This window comes from Corynebacterium sp. p3-SID1056, assembly GCF_025152525.1.
Lineage (GTDB): Bacteria > Actinomycetota > Actinomycetes > Mycobacteriales > Mycobacteriaceae > Corynebacterium.
In genome coordinates, this window is sequence record NZ_JALXXL010000008.1 from 108,733 (window position 1) to 127,233 (window position 18,501).

19 protein-coding genes are annotated in these 18,501 nt (G+C 65.3%); 15 read left to right on the top strand and 4 right to left on the bottom strand.

The genetic code is table 11. The annotated features are described in order from the left end of the window. Positions 1-5: 5 nt before the first annotated feature. On the top strand, positions 6-1,385 hold the full coding sequence (locus M3G14_RS08555; RefSeq protein ID WP_259926114.1) for a protoporphyrinogen oxidase: 1,380 nt from the start codon (positions 6-8) through the stop codon (positions 1,383-1,385). Positions 1,386-1,499: 114 nt separating this feature from the next. Here the strand turns inward: M3G14_RS08555 and M3G14_RS08560 are convergent, their stop codons facing one another. Continuing rightward, positions 1,500-2,810 carry an MFS transporter gene (locus M3G14_RS08560; protein ID WP_259926115.1) on the bottom strand — a complete coding sequence of 437 codons (1,311 nt, stop codon included), beginning with the start codon at positions 2,808-2,810 and terminating at the stop codon, positions 1,500-1,502. Positions 2,811-2,869: 59 nt separating this feature from the next. Here M3G14_RS08560 and M3G14_RS08565 point away from each other — a divergent pair, with 59 nt between their 5' ends. Genes M3G14_RS08565 through galE form a run of 9 tightly spaced genes read left to right on the top strand, consistent with a single transcriptional unit; the run spans position 2,870 to position 12,136 of the window. Beyond that, positions 2,870-4,378 (top strand): hypothetical protein, encoded by a 1,509-nt coding sequence (locus M3G14_RS08565; RefSeq protein WP_259926116.1) that lies wholly within the window; start codon positions 2,870-2,872, stop codon positions 4,376-4,378. A 46-nt stretch (positions 4,379-4,424) separates the two neighbouring features. After that, entirely contained in the window at positions 4,425-5,138 is a 714-nt protein-coding gene (locus M3G14_RS08570; RefSeq protein ID WP_259926117.1) for a DedA family protein, read from the top strand. Between the two features lie 25 nt (positions 5,139-5,163). Further along, positions 5,164-6,495, top strand: a complete 1,332-nt coding sequence (gene hemL / locus M3G14_RS08575; protein WP_259926118.1) for a glutamate-1-semialdehyde 2,1-aminomutase — start codon at positions 5,164-5,166, stop codon at positions 6,493-6,495. Next, on the top strand, positions 6,488-7,090 hold the full coding sequence (locus tag M3G14_RS08580) for a histidine phosphatase family protein (RefSeq protein WP_259926119.1): 603 nt from the start codon (positions 6,488-6,490) through the stop codon (positions 7,088-7,090). Before hemL ends, M3G14_RS08580 begins: the two co-directional genes overlap by 8 nt. Before the next feature lie 14 nt (positions 7,091-7,104). Continuing rightward, positions 7,105-7,689 (top strand): TlpA disulfide reductase family protein, encoded by a 585-nt coding sequence (locus M3G14_RS08585; protein ID WP_259926120.1) that lies wholly within the window; start codon positions 7,105-7,107, stop codon positions 7,687-7,689. Next, positions 7,679-8,470, top strand: a complete 792-nt coding sequence (locus M3G14_RS08590; RefSeq protein WP_259926121.1) for a cytochrome c biogenesis CcdA family protein — start codon at positions 7,679-7,681, stop codon at positions 8,468-8,470. The genes M3G14_RS08585 and M3G14_RS08590 overlap by 11 nt, the downstream gene beginning before the upstream one ends. Next, complete coding sequence (locus M3G14_RS08595) at positions 8,471-10,099, top strand: cytochrome c biogenesis protein ResB (protein WP_259926122.1); 1,629 nt, start codon at positions 8,471-8,473, stop codon at positions 10,097-10,099. A gap of 29 nt (positions 10,100-10,128) precedes the next feature. Then, complete coding sequence (gene ccsB / locus M3G14_RS08600) at positions 10,129-11,142, top strand: c-type cytochrome biogenesis protein CcsB (protein WP_259926123.1); 1,014 nt, start codon at positions 10,129-10,131, stop codon at positions 11,140-11,142. Positions 11,143-11,155: 13 nt separating this feature from the next. Beyond that, positions 11,156-12,136 (top strand): UDP-glucose 4-epimerase GalE, encoded by a 981-nt coding sequence (gene galE, locus M3G14_RS08605; protein ID WP_259926124.1) that lies wholly within the window; start codon positions 11,156-11,158, stop codon positions 12,134-12,136. Positions 12,137-12,142: 6 nt separating this feature from the next. On the opposite strand, the gene M3G14_RS08610 is transcribed toward galE, so the two are convergent. After that, positions 12,143-12,400, bottom strand: a complete 258-nt coding sequence (locus tag M3G14_RS08610; protein WP_259926125.1) for a hypothetical protein — start codon at positions 12,398-12,400, stop codon at positions 12,143-12,145. A 39-nt stretch (positions 12,401-12,439) separates the two neighbouring features. Here M3G14_RS08610 and M3G14_RS08615 point away from each other — a divergent pair, with 39 nt between their 5' ends. Next, positions 12,440-12,748, top strand: a complete 309-nt coding sequence (locus tag M3G14_RS08615; protein ID WP_259926126.1) for a DUF4229 domain-containing protein — start codon at positions 12,440-12,442, stop codon at positions 12,746-12,748. Between the two features lie 8 nt (positions 12,749-12,756). Here M3G14_RS08615 and M3G14_RS08620 read toward each other — a convergent pair whose 3' ends face one another. After that, a complete protein-coding gene (locus M3G14_RS08620; protein WP_259926127.1) occupies positions 12,757-13,671 on the bottom strand; it encodes an AEC family transporter in 915 nt (304 codons plus the stop codon). A gap of 84 nt (positions 13,672-13,755) precedes the next feature. On the opposite strand from M3G14_RS08620, the gene M3G14_RS08625 reads away from it, so the two are divergent. From M3G14_RS08625 to M3G14_RS08635, 3 genes are all read left to right on the top strand, one after another. Further along, positions 13,756-14,283, top strand: a complete 528-nt coding sequence (locus M3G14_RS08625; RefSeq protein WP_259926128.1) for a hypothetical protein — start codon at positions 13,756-13,758, stop codon at positions 14,281-14,283. Further along, a complete protein-coding gene (locus M3G14_RS08630; protein ID WP_259926129.1) occupies positions 14,250-14,600 on the top strand; it encodes a hypothetical protein in 351 nt (116 codons plus the stop codon). Before M3G14_RS08625 ends, M3G14_RS08630 begins: the two co-directional genes overlap by 34 nt. Positions 14,601-14,840: 240 nt before the next feature. Continuing rightward, the gene (locus M3G14_RS08635; RefSeq protein WP_259926130.1) at positions 14,841-16,298 is read left to right on the top strand and encodes an HNH endonuclease signature motif containing protein; all 1,458 of its coding nucleotides are present in this window, start codon (positions 14,841-14,843) and stop codon (positions 16,296-16,298) included. Here the strand turns inward: M3G14_RS08635 and M3G14_RS08640 are convergent. Further along, positions 16,237-17,214, bottom strand: coding sequence for a 1,4-dihydroxy-2-naphthoate polyprenyltransferase (locus M3G14_RS08640; protein ID WP_259926131.1), 978 nt, complete (start codon positions 17,212-17,214; stop codon positions 16,237-16,239). The two genes, M3G14_RS08635 and M3G14_RS08640, sit on opposite strands and share 62 nt — an antisense overlap. A gap of 48 nt (positions 17,215-17,262) precedes the next feature. On the opposite strand from M3G14_RS08640, the gene M3G14_RS08645 reads away from it, so the two are divergent. Further along, positions 17,263-18,138: a glycosyltransferase gene (locus M3G14_RS08645; RefSeq protein WP_259926132.1), complete on the top strand. Its 876-nt coding sequence runs from the start codon at positions 17,263-17,265 to the stop codon at positions 18,136-18,138. Positions 18,139-18,501 lie beyond the last annotated feature (363 nt).

Consider the following 18,501-nt stretch of genomic DNA (forward strand, 5'->3'; position numbering starts at 1 on the left):
CTCCATTGAATATCGCCATTGTCGGTGCAGGCCTTGCCGGGTTGACGGCAGCGTTTGAGCTGCGGGGCTCCGGCCACACCGTCGACGTCTACGAGGGCAGCGACCGCATCGGCGGCAAGCTCTACACCGTGGCTTTTGACGGCGGGCCGACCGATATGGGCGCAGAAGCGTTCATCGCGCGCCGCCCGGAGGCCAAGCAGCTCGTCGATGAGCTGGGCCTTGCCGACTCGCTGGTCGCGCCCTCGGGCATGCGCTCGCTGCTCTACGTCGACGGCGAGACCCGCGCGATGCCGGCAGGAGGGATGATGGGCATCCCGTCCACCTCCGAACCCGTGGCACACCTGGTGAGCGAGGAGACGGCGCGCCGCATTGATACGGAAGGACAGCGCGAGGGCTTCGAATGGACCGTCGGCGGCGATATGAGCGTCGGCACCCTGGTGCGTGAGCGCTACGGCGACGACGTGGTGGACAACATCGTGTCCTCCCTGCTTGGCGGCGTGTACTCGTGCACCGCCGACGACCTGGGTGTGCGCGCCACCGTGCCACAGCTGGCCGAGGAGTTCGACCGCCTGGCCGCCGACGGCCCGGTGCACTTGTCCACCGCCGTGGCCAACCTGGAGGCGGCTCGTAAAAAGTCCGCTCCTTCGGGGAAGCCGGCACCGATCTTTGCCACGTTCCGCGAGGGCTACCAGGAACTCTACGAAGCGCTCGCCGAAAAGTCCGGCGCCAATATCTACGTCGACGCGTTCATCTCCGCGATCAGCCGCGAGGGCGAAGGCTACCGGCTCAAGGGCGGCGAGGACACCGTCTACGACCGTGTTCTTCTGGCCACGCCGGCACCGACGACTGCGCTGCTGCTGCGCGGCATCGCCCCGGAGGCCGCCGAGACGCTGCGCACGGTCAAGCTCGCCAACTCCGCCGTTGTCGGCCTGCGCTTCGCGACCGACGAGGGCCTGCCCGAAAACTCCGGCGTACTCGTGAGCACCGACGCCAAGGACGTGCACGTCAAGGCGTTTACGCTTTCCTCGCGCAAGTGGCCACACCTCGCGGAGCGCGGCGGCGCATTGGTGCGCGCCAGCTTCGGCCGCTACGGCGATACCGTGGCGATGACCGCCAGCGAGGACGACCTGGTGGATTGGGCCCTCGACGATTTGAAGACGATCACCGGCTTCGACGGGCGCGCGGCAGGCGTGGAGGAGATCTTCGTGCAGCGCTGGTTCGGCGGCCTGCCGCGCTACGACGAAACGCACTTGGCGACGGTGGCCAGCGTCAAGGACGAGCTTGCGGATATCCCGGGCGTTGGCGTTGCCGGCGCCTGGGTCGCCGGCGTGGGCGTGCCCGCCGTGATCGGCAGCGCGCGTGAGGCTGCTCGCGGGCTGGTGTAGGGGCGGCGTTTCTCGTCATGTAGCCAGGCCACCGGCTAGATAGCGATAGTTGGAGCTCGATTATCTCGAAAAATCCGGGACTATCGAACTCCAACTTGCGAACTTTGCAGACCCCTACACCAGCGGCGTGCCCTGCTGCTCCGGCAGGACGAACGCGGCGGCCGCGGCCACGGTAAACGCGACGGCGAAGACCGCGAAGACGCCGGCGTGGCCACCAAAGACGAGCACCGGTGGGACGATGAGCGGGGCGAGGATGGAGCCGACGCGCCCGAAGGCCGCGGCGGCACCGGTGCCGGTGGCGCGGATCTGAGTGGGATAGAGCTCCGGGCCGATGGCGTAGAGCGCGCCCCAGGCACCCAGGTTGAACAGGGAGAGCATGCAGCCGGCGGCGATGATCTGCCAGGGCGCTGCGGCGAGTCCGTAGAGCCCGGCCGAGATCGCGGAGCCGACGAGGAAGACGGCCAGGGTGGTGCGGCGTCCCCACACCTCGATGAGCCAGCCGGCCAGGGCGTAGCCGGGCAGCTGGGCGAGCGTGATGAGCAGGGTGAAGCTAAACGAGCGGACCAGGCTGAAACCCTGGTCGACCAGCAAGGACGGGATCCAGGTAAACGCACCGTAGTAGGCGAGCGAGACGCAGAACCACACCGTCCAGAAGGCGGCGGTGCGGGCGCGTAGTTCGGGGCTCCAAATGTGGGTGCTGGTGCTGGCGGGTGCATCCGGAACCTCAACGTTGGCGAGCTGCTCCGCCGGTACGCCCTCCTCAAAGCTGCGCACGACCGCCTCGGCCTCTTCCTCGCGGCCGCGCGACTCGAGGAAGCGGACGGATTCCGGCAGCTGCATGCGCACATACAGTGCGTACAGCGCCGGGACGGCACCGAGTGCCAGGCCCCACCGCCAGCCGTTTTCGCCCTCGGCGACGATGAAGGTGCCGATAACGGCGGCCAGGATCCAGCCCACCGCCCAGAAGGCTTCGAGCCACACCACCATGCGCCCGCGCACCTTGAGCGGGGCGAACTCGCTGACCAGGGTGGAGGCGACGGGCAGTTCCGCGCCGAGCCCGAGGCCGGTGAGAAAGCGGAAGATGAGGAGGACGGCGACCGAGCCCGCCAGTGCGGAGGCGCCCGTGGCCAGGCCGTAGAGCAGCAGGGTGATGGCGAAAACGTGGCGTCGCCCGAGCTTGTCGGCGGCGAGCCCGCCCAGGGAGGCACCGATGGCCATGCCAATAAAACCGATGGAGGCGATCCAGCTGGTGGTGGTCTTCTCCAGGTCCCAGTGCACGGCGAGTGCGGCGATGACGAAGGAGACGAGCCCGACGTCCATAGCATCGAGCGCCCAGCCGAGTCCCGAGCCAACCAGGAGTTTCTTGTGTTTGGCGGTGACGGGGAGCCGGTCGAGTCGTTGCGTGCGGGTGAGGGACTGAGTCATAGGCGAAACTCTAGCCCACACCTTGGGCGGAACTGGGTAGAGGCTGCTAATCTGCTGGTATGAGGAAGTATCTTGGACTTGTGCTGGCCGCGACCTGCTCGGCCACAATCGTGGTGGCACCGCAGGCGGCGGCGGAGCCGGTGACAAAGGAGCGCTGCGTCGCGCTTGTCGACGCCGTGCACAACGCCACCGGCGCACAGCGCTCCGCCGAGGAAGCCGAGCGTGCCGCGCAGGACGCGCTCGAACAGGCGCAGGCGCGCGTCGAGGAGGCGGAGCAGGAGCGCGACGCGAGCGCAAACATGGTCGCCGACGCCGAGCGCGCGCTCGAGTCCGCGACCAAGGAGCGGGATGTGGCGCGGGATGCGGTGCCGGAGGGGGTGACGGTGGCGTCGGCAAGAGCGGCGTACGACGGTGCGAAGGCGAGCGAGGAAGCAGCGCGGGCCGCGCTCGAGGAGAGCAAAGCTGAGGCGCAGGCGCAGTTTGATCGCGGCTCGCTCGGCTTCTTCGAGGCGATGGGGGCTGAGGATGCCGTTGCCGAGCTGCAGACTGACTACCGCTTTCAGGAGGTAGACGAGGTCACCGGGCAGACCGGGTACCGCATCGCGGACGATACGCGCATCGGCGCGGCGGACGACGCCACGCACCTGGACAACATGAAGGCCGCGATCGGCTGGCTACCGGAGGCCAACGAGCTGCGAGAAAGTGACGGCCAGCCCGCGCTGCCGGTGTCCGACTTCCTCATGGCGCAGGCGCAGGTGAACATCAACTGGTCCCAGCAGCTGCCACGCGGGCACTCCGGGAACGGGTGGGACAACCTGTCGTGGAACGCAGAAAACCCCTTTGACGGCTGGTTCCACCGCGAGCGCCCAATCTACTTCGAGGCGCGGCAGCAGGGGAGGGACCCGTTCTCCGCAGGCGCTGGCCACTACATGGCGCTGGTGAACCCGGCGATGCGTGCGACTGGGTTTGCGGTAAACACGGAGGAGTTTTTCTACGACGGCTATCCGTGGACCATCGCGCATGCCCAAACCTTCGCCTACAACTGGACGCCGGAGACGACATATACGGTTGCGGAGTACACCGAGCGCTTCAACGCCTACTACGACGGGCTCGTCGACGCCATCGAGCACGGCGACGCGGCGAAGCGTAAGGCGCTCGCGCAGCGCGAAGACGACGTGACCGACGCGCAGCAGATCCTCGAGGCGGCGTACGCGCTGGACGCGGCGGAGCAGACCGTGACCTCGCGCGCCCAGGAGCTCGACGAGGCGAGAAAAGCACAGCCCGCGCGCGAGGAAGCTGCCGCGCAGGCACTGGCCGAAGCGAAGCAGGTCGCAACCACGCGCGCGCAGGAAGCCGAGGCAGCACGTACCGCCACGGCCGAGGCCCGCGTGAACACCGAGGCAGCCGAGTCCGCCTACCAGCCGGTAAAGCAGGACTGCGCGAAGCTGACCGGCGCGGACAAAGACGGCTCCTCGACCGGCGGCATCATCGTCGGTGTCGTCCTTGGACTGCTCGCCATCATCGGCATTGTGGTGGCGCTGAACCCGGGGCTGCTCCCGCAGTTCTAACGCGCAGTTCCAACGCGCAGCGCCTAAATAGGTAGACTTCCTGCCTATGTCGAGCGAGGAACAGGCCAGCCCACAGGCAGAGCAGGAGTGGTGGGAGCAGCCAGGTATGCCCTGGAACGAAAAGCCCACCAAGGCCGACTACTGGTGCCTGGGCTGGTTTGGTTTCGTTGGCCTGTTCGGGCTGGCGATGATCCCGCTGCGCGCCTGGCTGCTCGGTCTGGACCCGCCGATCCTTTTGGCGGTGACGGGCTCGCGGATTGGCGCGGCGTCGACGGGCGCGTTGGCGTCGGTAGGCGAGGCCCAGCACTGGCTCTTCTACCTGCTTGTCGGCTCGCTGGTGGCGATCAAGTTCGACTGGATTTACTGGTGGGCCGGCAAGCTGTGGGGCCGCGGCATCCTCGAGGTGCAGGCCCAGAATTCCAAGCGGACCGCGAAAAATATTGCGCGGGTGGAGCAGTGGGCGATGAAGCTGGGTTGGCTGGGAATCTTCTTGGCGTACGTGCCGATCCCGCTGCCGATCGCGTTTGTGGTGTTCGTGCTGATGGGCATGACGAATATGCCGCTGTGGAAGTTCCTGGTGCTGGACTTCGTGTCCAAGACGATCTGGTCGCTGGGCTACTTCGCGCTGGGCTGGTCGATTGGCGAGCCGGTGGTCTTCGTGCTGGAGCAGTACGCGCGGGTGGCGAATTGGATCGCGATCGGCCTGCTGGTTGTCATCTTCATTGGCATCTTCCGCAGGCAGGGCAAACAAGCCAAGTAAGCCGGATGCCCTAGGATTGGCGGGTATGACTACTTCGGCCAAGTACCCAACGTCCGCTCATACGTCCCGCTCCGCCGCGCTGTGGGAGCGCGCGCAGTTGACTACCCCGGGCGGGGTGAACTCGCCGGTGCGCGGCTTCGGCTCCGTGGGCGGCCAGACGCGCTTCATCGAGAGCGCGCACGGCAGCTCGCTTATCGACGTCGACGGCAACGCCTATGTCGACCTCATCAATTCCTGGGGGCCGATGATCCACGGCAATGCGCACCCGGAGATCCTCGCGGCGGTCGAGGAGGCGATGGCCAAGGGCTTAAGTTTCGGCGCGCCGACCGAGGCAGAGGTGGAGATCGCGGAAATGATCGTGGGCCGTACCTCGGTGGAAGAGGTGCGCATGGTCAACTCTGGCACCGAGGCGACGATGTCGGCGGTGCGCCTGGCGCGCGGCTACACGGGCCGTTCCAAGATCATCAAGTTCGACGGCTGCTACCACGGACACGTGGATGCGCTGCTCGCCGCTGCGGGCTCGGGCATTGCGACGTACTCGCTGCCGGATTCGCCGGGCGTGACCGGCGCGCAGGCCGCGGACACGATCGTGGTGCCCTACAACGACATCGAAGCGGTCAAGGCCGCGTTCGCGGAGAACGAGGGCGAGATCGCCGCGGTGATCGCCGAGGCCGCCGCGGGCAACATGGGCACGGTCGCACCGCAGGATAACTTCAACGCGAAGCTCAAGGAGGTGGCGCACGCCAACGGCGCGCTGCTCATCTTGGACGAGGTGATGACGGGCTTCCGCACCTCCTATGCCGGCTGGTACGGCGTGGACAACGTCGCTGGTGATCTGACCACCTTTGGCAAGGTCATTTCCGGCGGTCTGCCTGCCGCGGCCTTCGGCGGCCGCAAGGAGATCATGGAGCGCCTGGCCCCGAACGGCCCGGTCTACCAGGCGGGCACCCTGTCCGGTAACCCGGTCGCGATGGCCGCGGGCATGGCTTCGCTGCGCCTGGCCTCGGAGGACATCTACCCGGTGTTGCAGCGTAATGCGGATACGCTGGCGAAGATGGTCTCGGACGCGCTGGAGCGCGAGGGTGTGGCACACAACGTGCAGCGCGCGTCGACGATGCTGTCCTTCCGCTTTGCAGAGGGGGAGGGCCGCAACTTCGCCGACATGAAGGCGGCGGATACTTTCCGTTACGCACCGTTCTTCCACGCCCTGCTGGACAACGGCGTGTTTGCCCCGCCGAGCCCGTTCGAGACCTGGTTCGTCTCCACCGCGCTGACCGACGAGGACTTCGGCCGCATCGAGGAAGCCCTCGTGCCTGCGGCGAAGGCCGCCGCGCAGGCGGTGGCGCCGAGTGAGTAAAACTACCGTGCACCTCGTGCGCCACGGCGAGGTCTATAACCCGAAGAAGGTGCTCTACGGGCGCATGCCCGGCTACCACTTGAGCTCGCGGGGCCGCTCGATGGCGGCGGTGACCGCGCAGTTCTTCGACGGGCGCGACGTGACCTACCTGGCCGCGAGCCCGTTGGAGCGCGCCCAGGAGACGGCCGCGCCGATTGTCGAGGTCACGGGCTGCGAGATCCAGACTCGCGAGGACATCATCGAGGCGGGCAACACCTTTGAGGGGCTGCGCACGAAGGGCTGGCGCAGCCAGCTTTTGCACCCGGTGCGCTGGCGGCACATGGTCAATCCTTTTGAGCCGAGCTGGGGCGAGGCCTACGTCGATATCTGCGAGCGCATGTGCGCCGCAGTGGACGATGCGCGCGAGAAGGCGGAGGGCCACGAGGCGGTGATGGTGAGCCACCAGCTGCCTATCGTGATGGTGCAGCGCTACGTGCAGGGCAAACGGCTCGCGCACGCGAGTCGCGAGTGCGATCTGGCCAGCGTGACCTCACTTGTGTTTGATGGCGACGTTGTTGTTGACTGGTCGTATACCACCCCCGCTGAGAAGATTTGAGAGGTACCCACGTCATGCGCAGAAGCTTCCGTCTGCTCGCGGCACCGATGGCGGCACTGCTGTTGCTTACGGGCTGCGCGCAGGGCGGCGGGTCGGAGACCTTCGCGTTCCATTCGCCGGGCGGGAAGACCGAGATCTTCTACGATCAGGCCGAGCGCAAGCCGGTGGAGGACTTTTCCGGCGAGTCGCTGATGGAGCCGGGCGAAGAGATCCGTTTGAGCGATTTCGAGGGCCAAATCGTCGTCCTGAATGCCTGGGGGCAGTGGTGCGCTCCCTGCCGCGCCGAGATCGACGACTTGCAGGAGGCGCACGAGGAGCTTGAGCGCCGCGGCACCGGCACGGTGCTGGGGATCAACGTGCGCGACTACCAGCCGGAGATTTCCCGGGACTTCATTAGCGACAATCACGCCACGTACCCCTCCATCTACGATCCGCCGTTCAAGACGGCCTCTTTCCTCGGCGGCGTGCCCAGCTCGGTGATCCCCACCACGATCGTGCTGGACGCGCAGCACCGCCCGGCTGCGGTGTTCCTGCGCGAAGTCACCGCCCAGGACCTGCTGGATGTGGTGGACACGCTCGAGCAGGAGGATGACGCTTAAGGTGGGCGAGACGTTTGCGGACCTCGTAGCGAGCGGCCCGCTGCTGCTGGGCATGTGTGCCGCAGCAGCAGCGGGGCTGGTCTCTTTCGCCTCGCCGTGCGTGATCCCGCTGGTACCCGGCTACATGTCGTACTTAACCAGCGTGGTTGGGGGCGAGATGCGCATGGATGAGCACGGCCCGCGTGTGCAGTCGCGCAAGTGGGCAGTCGCGGGCGCGGCCGCGCTCTTCGTCGCAGGCTTTACCGTGGTGTTCCTCTTAGCCACGGTGTCGGTGTTCGGGGCGATCAGCCTGATTACGCTCAACGCCGAGCTGCTCATGCGCATCGGCGGGGTGATCACCATCCTGATGGGCGTGGTCTTTTTGGGCGCCATCCCGGCCCTGCAGCGCGATACGCGCATGCAGCCGAAGCGCGTAGCGAGCGTGCTTGGCGCGCCGCTGCTCGGCGGCGTGTTTGCGCTGGGGTGGACGCCGTGTTTGGGACCGACACTCGCGGCAATCATCTCGGTGTCGGTGGGCACCGAGGGCATGACTGCCGCGCGCGGCGTGCTGCTTGTCGTGGCGTACTGCCTGGGCCTGGGCCTGCCCTTTGTCCTAGTGGCGCTGGGCTCGGCGCAGGCGGTGCGCAGCATCGACTTTCTGCGCCGCCACTCGCGCACAATGCAAATCATCGGCGGTGTCCTCATGATTGCCGTGGGCGTCATGCTGGTGTCGGGCCTGTGGAGCCTGTTTGTCGGCTGGTCGAGGCAGTGGATCGTTGGATATGGAGCGACGGTGATTTAGGTGAAGCAAGTGTGGACGTGGCTGCGCAAGGCGTGGCATTGGTTGACCAGTATGCGCACGGCGCTGGTGCTGTTGTTCCTGCTCTCGCTGGCGTCCATCCCGGGCGCGCTTCTGCCTCAGCGCAACGTGAGCGAGTCGCTGGTCAACGACTACCTCGACGCCAACCCGACGATGGGGCCGATCTACGATCGCCTGCAGCTTTTCGACGTCTTCAGCTCCACCTGGTTCATCGCCATCGTCACCCTGCTCATGGTCTCGCTGATCGGCTGCATCATCCCGCGCTCGATCGACCACTGGCGCGCCTACCGCGCCCAGCCCACCCGCGCCCCGCGCTACCTTTCCCGCATGCCGCTGCACGCGCAAGGCGAGGTCGAGGGCAGCCGCGAGGAGGTCGAGGCGAGGGTCCGCGGCCTGCTCAAGCGCTGGCACGTGGCCGCCTACTCGCCGGATGAGGACCGCGCGGGCGCCTATTCGATCTCGGCGGAGCGCGGGTATACGCGCGAGCTGATGAACCTGCTCTTCCACGTCGGGATCGTGGGCATGATTCTCGCCTTCGCCGCGGGCCGCATGGTCTACTACGAGGGCCAGGTCATCGTGGTGACCAACTCGGAGTCCGAGTACGCGGTGCCGGTGGAGCAGTCCACCGAGTTCTGCAATACCTCGCCCGCCAACTTCGATGTCTTCCGCGCCGGCCCGCTTTTCGACGGCACCGGGCTGACCCCCTTCTGCATCGATGCCAAGAACTTCCGCGCCGAGTACCTGAACAACGGCCAGGCGAACGGCTTCTGGTCCGACATCACCTACACGGACGATCTGAGCGCGCCGAAGGAGAGCTGGCAGGGGGCCACCCTGGCGGTGAACCACCCGCTGCGCATCCACGGCGACCGCGTGTACCTGCAGGGCCACGGGTTCGCCCCGCAGGTGACGGTGACGTGGCCGAACGGCGAGTCGCGCACGCAGATGATGCAGTTCCGTCCGAACGATCTGCAGACCTTCTTGTCCTCGGGCGTGATGCGCTTCGACCCGCCGGCGGGCATGTACCCGGACCTGCAGGAGCGCCGCCAGCACCAGATTGCCCTGGAGGGCAACTTCGCACCCACGGCCGAGTGGGGCGGTCAAAACAGTGACACGCTGGCTTCGGCTTTCCCCTCGATGGATAACCCGGCGCTGTCGATGGATATCTACCGCGGCGATTCCGGCCTCGACTCGGGGCGCCCACAGAACATCTTCGTGCTGGACCAGATGCTCATTGCGGAGGGACGCCTGCAGAAGGTGGAGCGAGTCAACCTCGCCCCGGGCGATGAGGTCACCATCGACGGCGGAGTGAAGCTGCGCTTCGACGGTGCGGCGGAGTACGCCAACTACCAGATCTCGCGCGACCCGACGCAGATGTGGGCGCTCGTGGCCTCCACCATCATGCTCGTCGCTCTGGCCGGCTCGCTGACCATCAAGCGCCGCCGCATTTGGGTGCGCCTGACCCCTGCCGCCGACGGTGCAACGTCCGTCGAGATCGCCGGGCTTGCGCGCACGGACCGCGCGGGCTGGGGCCCGGAGTTTCGGGAACTGGCCGCCGAGATCCTCGGTCAGGCGGAGGAAGATGACCCCGAAGAGGTGGATGACCTTGGATAACGCCACCGCAATCGGGTAGATTGTCACCCATGCTTGTCAACACCACCATGGCGGAGCTGTCTGACCTCACGTTTCGCACTGCATTCATCATTTACATCGTCGCGCTGTTGATGTCGTGTGTCTACTACGGCCGCGTGCTCGCAGTCGTCGACGTGCGCCGTGAAAAGCGCGCGCAGGAGCGCGCGGAGGCTAAAGTTGCGGTTGGCGCGGGCGGACCCGCGGTCGTCGAGAAGCAACTGCCCCCGGAGCAGGACCTGGACGAGGCGTACGAGGCGCGGGTGGCGAACGCCCGCAAGTGGTCTGGCATGACGCAGGCCCTGGTGTGGTTCGGTGTGGCCCTGCACCTGGTGGCTTTTGTTACCCGCGGTATAGCGGCGCAGCGTTTCCCGCTGGGCAACCTGTACGAGTACATCCTGTTTATGACCGCGGTGATTATGGTGGCTGCCGCGATCGTGATTGGCCGCAAGGGCTGGCACACGATTTGGCCGTGGCTGCTGTTCCCGATGGTGGTTGCGATGTTCCTCAACTCGACGGTCTTCCACATGCAGGCCGCCCCGGTGGTGCCGGCGCTGCAGTCCTACTGGCTGCCGGTGCACGTGTCCACGGTGTCGATCGGTGCCTCGGTCGGTATCGTCTCCGGTGTGTTCGCGCTGCTGTACCTGCTGCGCATGTGGCAGCCGAAGGGCAAGGAGCACGGCTTCATTGGCAAGATTGTGCACCCGTTGCCGTCGGCAAAGACGCTGGACCAGATCACGTACAAGACGGCGATCATTACGCTGCCGCTGTTCGGCATCGGCATCGTCTTCGGCGCGATCTGGGCCGAGGTGGCCTGGGGCCGCCCGTGGAACTGGGACGCGAAGGAAACTGTGTCCATGATCACCTGGATCCTGTATGCCGCCTACCTGCACGCGCGCGCGACGGCGGGCTGGAAGAACTCTAAAGCCGCGTGGATTAACGTGTTTGCCCTGGCCATGACCATCTTCAACATGACCTACGTCAATACTGTGATTGCCGGCCTGCACTCTTACGCGGGTCTGAACTAGGGAGGCGCGTTAAATGAAGGTCCTCATTACCGGTGGTGCCGGCTTTATCGGCTCCACCATTGCGTCTTGTTGCGCCGATAACGGGATTACCCCGGTGATCCTGGACGATTACTCCACCGGCCTTCGCGTCTTCGCCGAGCGCTTCGCTCACTACGAGGGCGACATCGCGGACGTGGCGCTGCTGCACCGCATCATGGACGAGCACCCCGACATCGAGGCCGTCGTCCACTGCGCCGCGAAGATCGTCGTGCCCGAGTCCGTCGCCAAGCCGCTGTACTACTACGAGAACAACGTGGGCAAGGCGACGACCTGCGTGCGCGCGCTCGCCGAGCGCGGTGTGAAGCGCGTCCTGCTCAGTTCGACCGCGGCGATGTATGCGGCCGACGAGGACTTGCTTGTCGACGAGCAGAGCGCCTGCGAGCCCTCGAGCCCGTACGCGGCGTCGAAGTGGATGCTGGAGCGCGTGCTTGCCGACGCTGCCGCAGCCGGCCTCATCCAAGCGACCTCCCTGCGCTACTTCAACCCGATCGGCGCGGACCCGAAGCTGCGCACCGGCCTGCAGAACCCGGCGCCCTCGCACGCACTCGGCAAAATGATCTCCGCCTACCAGGCGGGCGAGCCCTTCACTGTCACCGGCGTGGAGTGGCCCACCCGCGACGGCTCCGGCCTGCGCGACTACGTCCACGTGTGGGACCTGGCACGCGCGCACGTCGCTGCACTCAAGGCGGAGCTCGCCGACTACGAGGTGATCAACCTGGGCACCGGCCAGGGCACGACCGTTTTCGAGCTGGCTGACGCGGTCGGCGAGGCCACAGGTCAACCCCTGGAGATCCGCACCGCCCCGCCGCGCGACGGCGACGTGGCGGGCTGCGCCACCCGCACGGACAAGGCGGCCCGCCTGCTCGGCTGGCGCGCGGAGCGCAGCGTCGCTGACGGGGTGCGCGATTCGCTTGCGTGGGCTCAGCGCCTGCCCGAGGTGCTTGAGCAGAACTAGGCGGGGCTAGCTTTCGCCGTTTTCTTCGCGGCGACGGCGGCGTGCTTCCTCCTCGAGGCGCTTGCGTTCCGCCTCTTCGCGGGCGCGGCGCTCCTTGAAGCGGTTCTTCTCGATGTTCCAGAGGAAGTCTTCATCATCGTCTGGGCCCTTGATCTGCGGGCGCTGCTGGGCCTGCTCGATGCGTTGTTGTGAGCCAGGTCCGAACGCGCGCCACATCAGGTAGATGGCGACGACGACAAGCACGAGGAGTAGTAGCCTTCCCATGACTTCCAACATACTTGGTCGCCGTCTAGGGTTAGTCATATGCAAGAGAATGCCCCTGAGCTCGTCCCCAATGCCCGCGCCCGCGCCAACAAAGCCGCCGCGGTCTACGGCCTCTACCGGCTCGGGCTGTTCATCGCCCTCACCGTGGTGATCCAGGGGGCTGCATTGCTTATCGACGCCCCCGTGCCCCTGATCATCTCCGCCCTCCTCGCCCTCATCGTGGCGTTCCCGCTATCCATGCTGGTCTTCAAGCGCCAGCGCATCGAGGCGACCGAGGCGGTCGCCCAGTGGCGTGAGCAGCGCAAGGCGCGCAAGGCGTGGATCGCTAGCGAGCTCGCCGAGCGCTAGCGCTTGGTTCAGCCGAACAGCGCGGCGATGACCAGCATCGCGGGCAGCGAGAGGAACGTGGTGAGGAAGACGGTGTCGCGCGCGACCGTCTCGCCGACCCGGTAGGTGGCGGTGTAGTTGTACACGTTTTGGGCGGTGGGCAGCGCCGCAAGGATGAGCGCCGCGTAAAGCTCCGCGCCGGTCAAGCCCATTGCCGAGCCGGCGAGCAGGGCGAGTGCGGGCATGGCGATGAGTTTGAGGGCGGTGGCGGTGAGCGTCGGCAAGCGATCCTGCGCAAGTACACCATCTCCCTTGAGCGAGGCACCGAAGCTCATGAGGATCATCGGGATCGATGCTCCGCCGAGGATCTCCAGCGGTGCCAGCACCGGTTCGGGCACCTGCCAGCCCGAGGCCGAGACGGCGAAGCCCGCGATGGCGGCGATGACCACGGGGGCGGTGATGCCGGCGACGAAGGAACTGCCTATCGAGCGCAGGCTCGCGCCCTCGGCGTTTAAGCCCGCGATGATGATGGGGGAGAGCACCGCCATCTGCAGCACAAGCGCGGGGATGACGTAGGTGGCGTCGCCGATGACGTAGGTGGCAATAGGCAGGCCGATGTTGACGGAGTTGTAGTAGCTTGATGCGGCTGCGCCCGCCATCGTCTCGGCCAGGCTGCGGCGGAAAAAGAGGGCGCTGAGCACCCAGTAGATCGCCATCGTGGCCACGGAGGCGACCGCGATCACCACGACGACGGGGGAGGCGAACGCTGAGGTATCCGAGGTGGCCACGCTGGAAAACACGAGTGCCGGCGTGGCGGCCCAGAACGCGATGCGGTTGAGCTGCAGGCGCGCCTCGCCCTTGCCAATCACGCCTTTCTGCGCGAGCACGAAGCCTACGCCAATGACTGCGAAGATGATGGCAAAGCCCGTCAACACGTCCAGCATGAGTGATCAACCTTTCGCGACACGTCCAGGATTACGTGAACATTGTTCCCTACGCTAGGGGGCAACGCGTCAAGGAGGTGCAGTATGAGTAACCGGCACACGTGGGCCGCAGGTATGGTGGCGGCGTCGCTCGGTCTGGCCGGATGCGGCAACTACGTCAACGTCGAGGTGATTGGCGCGTCCGGGTTTTCTCACGACGGGCAGGGCAACATCGTGGTGCACGTGCAGACGTGCGGCGAGCCCATCAGCCAGCTCGAGGTGACGGCGGACCGGGAGGGGCTGGTTGCCGACGAGCCGAACGCGGTCCTTGCCCGCTACCTTGCGCCAGCAGCACAGTCCGGGCACGTCCACGTGAACGTGAACGATCCAGCGCCGTGGGCGGAGCAAGTGCCTCTCGACGCCGCGTATCCCGACGACCGCGCTCTCTTGCTCAACCCCGCGCCCGATGACACTGGCGGCAATGGCGTCTTTGCTCGCGAGACAGCGATCGCGTCCTCGAGTGCCACGAAGCGCGAAATTTTCCAGCAACCGGCTGGTACTGTGCTGTCCGTAAGCCCTTACGACGGGAGTATGCAGACGTGGACGGCAACGGAATTCGACGCGGCGTGTTAGCCGAACAGGGCGTGCTTGGCATTTTCGCCGTGGTCTCGCTGATCCTGTTGCTGGGATCCTCCGTGCTTGGCCCAGCCGGGTGGGCCGTGGTGCTGCTGCTCGGGCACCCGCTCGTGGCGTTGGGACTCGCCGCCTGGGATACGGTGCGGCGGCAGAAGGCGGACTGGCTGTGGTGCGTGGTGCCGCCGGTAGTGCAGGCGCTAGAGATACTTGTACTTATGAACCCTACTGCGCTGCCCTTCGTGGCACTGGTCGTGCTCGGCGGCGCGCTCGGGCTTGGGCTAGGGTCCGCGATCGTGCGGGGTAAGCGGCGCTAGGGGTGAGAGTCCGCGGCCGCGGACTGTTTTTGGGTGCCGCGGTGCCGTCCGTGAGTCTGCGGCCGCAGACTTTTTGAGGTTCCTCATCTGCCATTTCAAACTCGCGTGGTGCGCTTAATTGAGAAATGTCACATTTTAATCACAACATGCGATACCTATTGCACTCGAACATGTGTATGTATATAACGGAAGGCAAACCCACCCACCCAGATCGCCGCGCCACAGAATTGAGAGACCGTCATGGACCTTGTCATCCCGGAAGAAGAAAAACTCGCTGCTCAACTAGCAAAGAATATTCACGTTAACCACGATGATTCCACTGTTGCCCGCGCGCGGATGCTCGACGCCGTCGGGCAGTTCGACGAGGGGGATTGTGCGCCTCGCCTAGGTTCGAAAACTACCGCCGCTTGGTTGATACGCGATCTACGTATCCCCCGGAGCACTGCTTTCGAGTATGTATTCGTCGCCAGGGGGATACGACAGTATCGCATGCTTTATGAGTCGTTCGAAAAAGCGCGGATTAGTTACACCACCGTCAGGTGGCTGTTGAACTACATGAATGAGGAGAACGAAGGCGAACTCGTCGCAGACGCTGAGGCAATGTGCTTCTCTGAGCTCCAGCAAAAGCTCGCAGGTGTGGAACCAAACGATGATAAAGACCCCACCGAGCCGTACTTCCGGCTCAACAAGCGCAAAGACGGGATGGTCCACCTTGATGTCCTGCTGCCAGCCGTCACCGGCGAGGAGCTGCTCGCCGCGCTCAAACTCGCCCAGTTAGCCAACCACGGTCTCGAGGACACGACACCCGAAGCGCTGGACGATCCCGAAGCTCTCGACGCGCTCCTAAAGCAGGCGGAAGCCACCGAAGAATGCTGTCCGGCGACCAAGACCGCTCCACCAGGGTCCAACCGCAAGAGCCTCTGGGAGGACATTAAATCGACCGCCAAAGCGCTCGATGAAGAGCACAGCGCCTCGCGCTTCGGCCCGCCAGAACCGCGGAGCTTCTACTCCGCCTTCATCGCCATGATCAATATGGTGCGCACCAACCCCTCCAGCCCGCTGCGCACCCCGGGTGCCCACGTGAACATCATGGTGACCGAGGACGGTCGCGCGTGGATGCCCAACAACCTGCAGGCGAAGTCTTCTGCAGTTGAGAGCTACATCGCCAACGCGATGGTCCGCTTCCATGTGGTGGATAGCAAGGGGCTGACGCTCAACGTCAGCCGCCAGCAACGTTTCGCCACAGACGGGCAGGTCGCCGCGCTGCTGGCCAACTGGGGCCACCAATGTTCCATGCCTGGCTGTACGCATACCCGCTTTCTTCAAATGCACCACATCAAGGACTGGTCCCGCAACGGGGAGACCAACATGGACAACCTGTTGCCCCTGTGCTCGTCGTGCCACTCGCTGGTGAGCAATAACTCCATCCATATCTGGCAGCGTGGAGGCGACATCCACTACCGCTTCGCCGATGGCACCCGCTATACCTCCCACAACCGAACGCTTCCCACCGCCGCACCCGCACCCCGCACGCGCACCTGCGACGGAAACTGTACCGACTGCGCAGACCACGCCGAATGCGGCACAACACAACCTCGACAGTCCGCCGCCGCAGACTGCCGGGGAAGCCGAGCGCCTAGTGCAGCGTGTACGGCACCACCGTGCCGGAACCCCAAAGTTGTAGCCCCGTCACCGTGAGTGCAACGGCGGTCAGGACGGACCACAACAGCATGGCTCGACCGTTCATGCCCAGCACCGGGATGAGGTCCTTGCCCTGGGCGTGCTGGCGCTGCACGGTCAAGATGGAGGACACCGCGAAGGGCAAAGCAGCGAAGCCCAATAGTGCAAGCGAGTTGCCCAAAAGCAGTGATACCGCAAACGGCGTCAAGGTCAGGACGGTAAACAAGCGGCGCGCACGTACGTCACCGATGCGCACGGCCAGGGTGTGCTTGCCAGCAGCCGCATCGGTATCGATGTCGCGGATATTGTTGGCCAAATTTACCGATGCCGAAATCGCGCCGACACCAATCGCCACCAACCAGCCATCCACGGTCAACCAGCCAGCCTGCGTGAACTGCGTGCCAAGGACCGCGACGAGCCCGAAGAAAACGAACACCGCCAACTCGCCGAAGCCGTAGTAGCCGTAGGGCTTCTTTCCGCCGGTGTAGAACCATGCGGCTGCGATACACGCCGCGCCGACCAGTACGAGCCACCACGCGCTCATCACCGCAAGGATGATTCCCAGCACCGCGGCCACGAAGAAAGAGACAAAAGCTGCGAGTTTCACGTCCTGCGGGCGCGCTAACCCCGAGGCGGTGATGCGGGTGGGGCCGGTGCGGTCATCGTCGGTGCCGCGGACCCCGTCGGAGTAGTCGTTGGCAAAGTTCACGCCGACGATCAGGGCCCACGCAACACCGAGCGCCAACAGTGCCTTGCCCAGGTGCATGCCGCCGTTGTACGCGGCGAGGCCGGTACCGGCAATGACGGGCGCGAAAGCGTTCGGCCACGTGTGAGGACGCGCCGCTTGCCACCAGTCGTGAAAAGTCGCCTTCCCGTGCCCGGCAACATTATCAGGCTGCGCAGAGTCGGTTGCTGTACCCGTCGTGTCAGTCATGCCTCCCATCATGCCCCTATTTACTCAAGTCGGCTAAAGTTTTGGCACATGTGGATTGACTATGCGCTACGGCAAGCTCTTGTTGGGGTTGGTGCACTGTTGCGCGCGCCCCAGCTGCGGGTGGTAGCGCGCAAGTCTCCCGCGCGCTTCCCGCAAGAGGGCAGCACGGTCATCTCGCTGACCTCACACGGTCCGCGGCTGAAGTCTGCCGTGGTTTCGATTTCCTCCCTGCTCGTCGGCACGAAGCGCCTGCCGGTGTACTTATGGCTGGATAAAGAGGACTACGAGGGCGAGTGGCCCAAGGGCCTGCACGCGCTCGTGGAGCACGGCCTGCAGGTGCGCTGCTCGGACGGGCATTACGGCCCACACACGAAGTACTACGGCACCTTCCAACAGTTTGCGGGAACCGGTACCCGCGTCATTACTGTCGACGACGACATGATGTACCCCAAGTGGTTCGCGGAAAAACTGCTCAACGCCTCCGATGCCGACCCAAACAATGTGGTGGCCTACCGCGCGCACGAGATCGTGCTGCAAGACGGACAGCTGGCTCCCTACAGGCAGTGGAAGTCCGTGCAGGATACGGACCCAGACCCGCGCCACTTCGCCACAGGCGTGTCGGGCGTGGCGTACCCGCCGGCGATGGTGGACGCGGTCGCGGCGCAGGGCACTGCCTTCCAGGAGTGCGCCCCGCACGCGGATGACATCTGGCTCAACCGCTGCGCGCTGCGCGCGGGCCACTTCGTGCGCCAGGTCTTTCCGCACCCGCGCGAGTTTTCGATGGTGCCGGCCTCCCAGGGCGTGGCGCTCGTGCGGGGCAACCTACGTGGCGGCAACGATGCTCAGCTGCGCGCCACCTATGCGCAAGAGGACTTGGGGCTGCTTATCGACGCCGCGTTGTCCCTCAACGAACCAGCCCGCTAAACCAGGCGAATCATCGGGATGCGTTGCTTGTTCCGAAACTGAGCGAGGTCGTGCTGGGGCGGAGCAGTCGTGCGGTAGTGGGTGGATGAGGGGGAGGTTGCGTACTTCGGGTTCGTGGACGGTTTCTTGGAGCGTTGCTTCTCTAGCCTCACACCACCGGATTGTTACACAAATTACAACCTTGTGCTTTGGAGGCGGCTGTGCGCCGCCGTAATTCACGGGGTGTGCTTGCCGCGCCTTGGCAGGTGAGGGCGGTTTCGCGACTAGACTTCCATCTGAGACCGCTCTAAGATGGTGATATCTCGACCTAGGGCGTGTCTCCTAATTGTGGGCCTGTGCTCGAGCATGATTGAGGTGTGTCAC

What these genes read in the sequence shown, in the direction of transcription:
- M3G14_RS08560 (WP_259926115.1), bottom strand. Translation starts at nt 2,810, where the DNA reads ATGACTCAGTCCCTCACCCGCACGCAACGACTCGACCGGCTCCCCGTC.
- M3G14_RS08565 (WP_259926116.1), top strand. Translation starts at nt 2,870, where the DNA reads ATGAGGAAGTATCTTGGACTTGTGCTGGCCGCGACCTGCTCGGCCACA.
- M3G14_RS08570 (WP_259926117.1), top strand. Translation starts at nt 4,425, where the DNA reads ATGTCGAGCGAGGAACAGGCCAGCCCACAGGCAGAGCAGGAGTGGTGG.
- hemL (WP_259926118.1), top strand. Translation starts at nt 5,164, where the DNA reads ATGACTACTTCGGCCAAGTACCCAACGTCCGCTCATACGTCCCGCTCC.
- M3G14_RS08585 (WP_259926120.1), top strand. Translation starts at nt 7,105, where the DNA reads ATGCGCAGAAGCTTCCGTCTGCTCGCGGCACCGATGGCGGCACTGCTG.
- M3G14_RS08590 (WP_259926121.1), top strand. Translation starts at nt 7,679, where the DNA reads ATGACGCTTAAGGTGGGCGAGACGTTTGCGGACCTCGTAGCGAGCGGC.
- ccsB (WP_259926123.1), top strand. Translation starts at nt 10,129, where the DNA reads ATGCTTGTCAACACCACCATGGCGGAGCTGTCTGACCTCACGTTTCGC.
- galE (WP_259926124.1), top strand. Translation starts at nt 11,156, where the DNA reads ATGAAGGTCCTCATTACCGGTGGTGCCGGCTTTATCGGCTCCACCATT.
- M3G14_RS08610 (WP_259926125.1), bottom strand. Translation starts at nt 12,400, where the DNA reads ATGGGAAGGCTACTACTCCTCGTGCTTGTCGTCGTCGCCATCTACCTG.
- M3G14_RS08615 (WP_259926126.1), top strand. Translation starts at nt 12,440, where the DNA reads ATGCAAGAGAATGCCCCTGAGCTCGTCCCCAATGCCCGCGCCCGCGCC.
- M3G14_RS08620 (WP_259926127.1), bottom strand. Translation starts at nt 13,671, where the DNA reads ATGCTGGACGTGTTGACGGGCTTTGCCATCATCTTCGCAGTCATTGGC.
- M3G14_RS08625 (WP_259926128.1), top strand. Translation starts at nt 13,756, where the DNA reads ATGAGTAACCGGCACACGTGGGCCGCAGGTATGGTGGCGGCGTCGCTC.
- M3G14_RS08635 (WP_259926130.1), top strand. Translation starts at nt 14,841, where the DNA reads ATGGACCTTGTCATCCCGGAAGAAGAAAAACTCGCTGCTCAACTAGCA.
- M3G14_RS08640 (WP_259926131.1), bottom strand. Translation starts at nt 17,214, where the DNA reads ATGACTGACACGACGGGTACAGCAACCGACTCTGCGCAGCCTGATAAT.
- M3G14_RS08645 (WP_259926132.1), top strand. Translation starts at nt 17,263, where the DNA reads ATGTGGATTGACTATGCGCTACGGCAAGCTCTTGTTGGGGTTGGTGCA.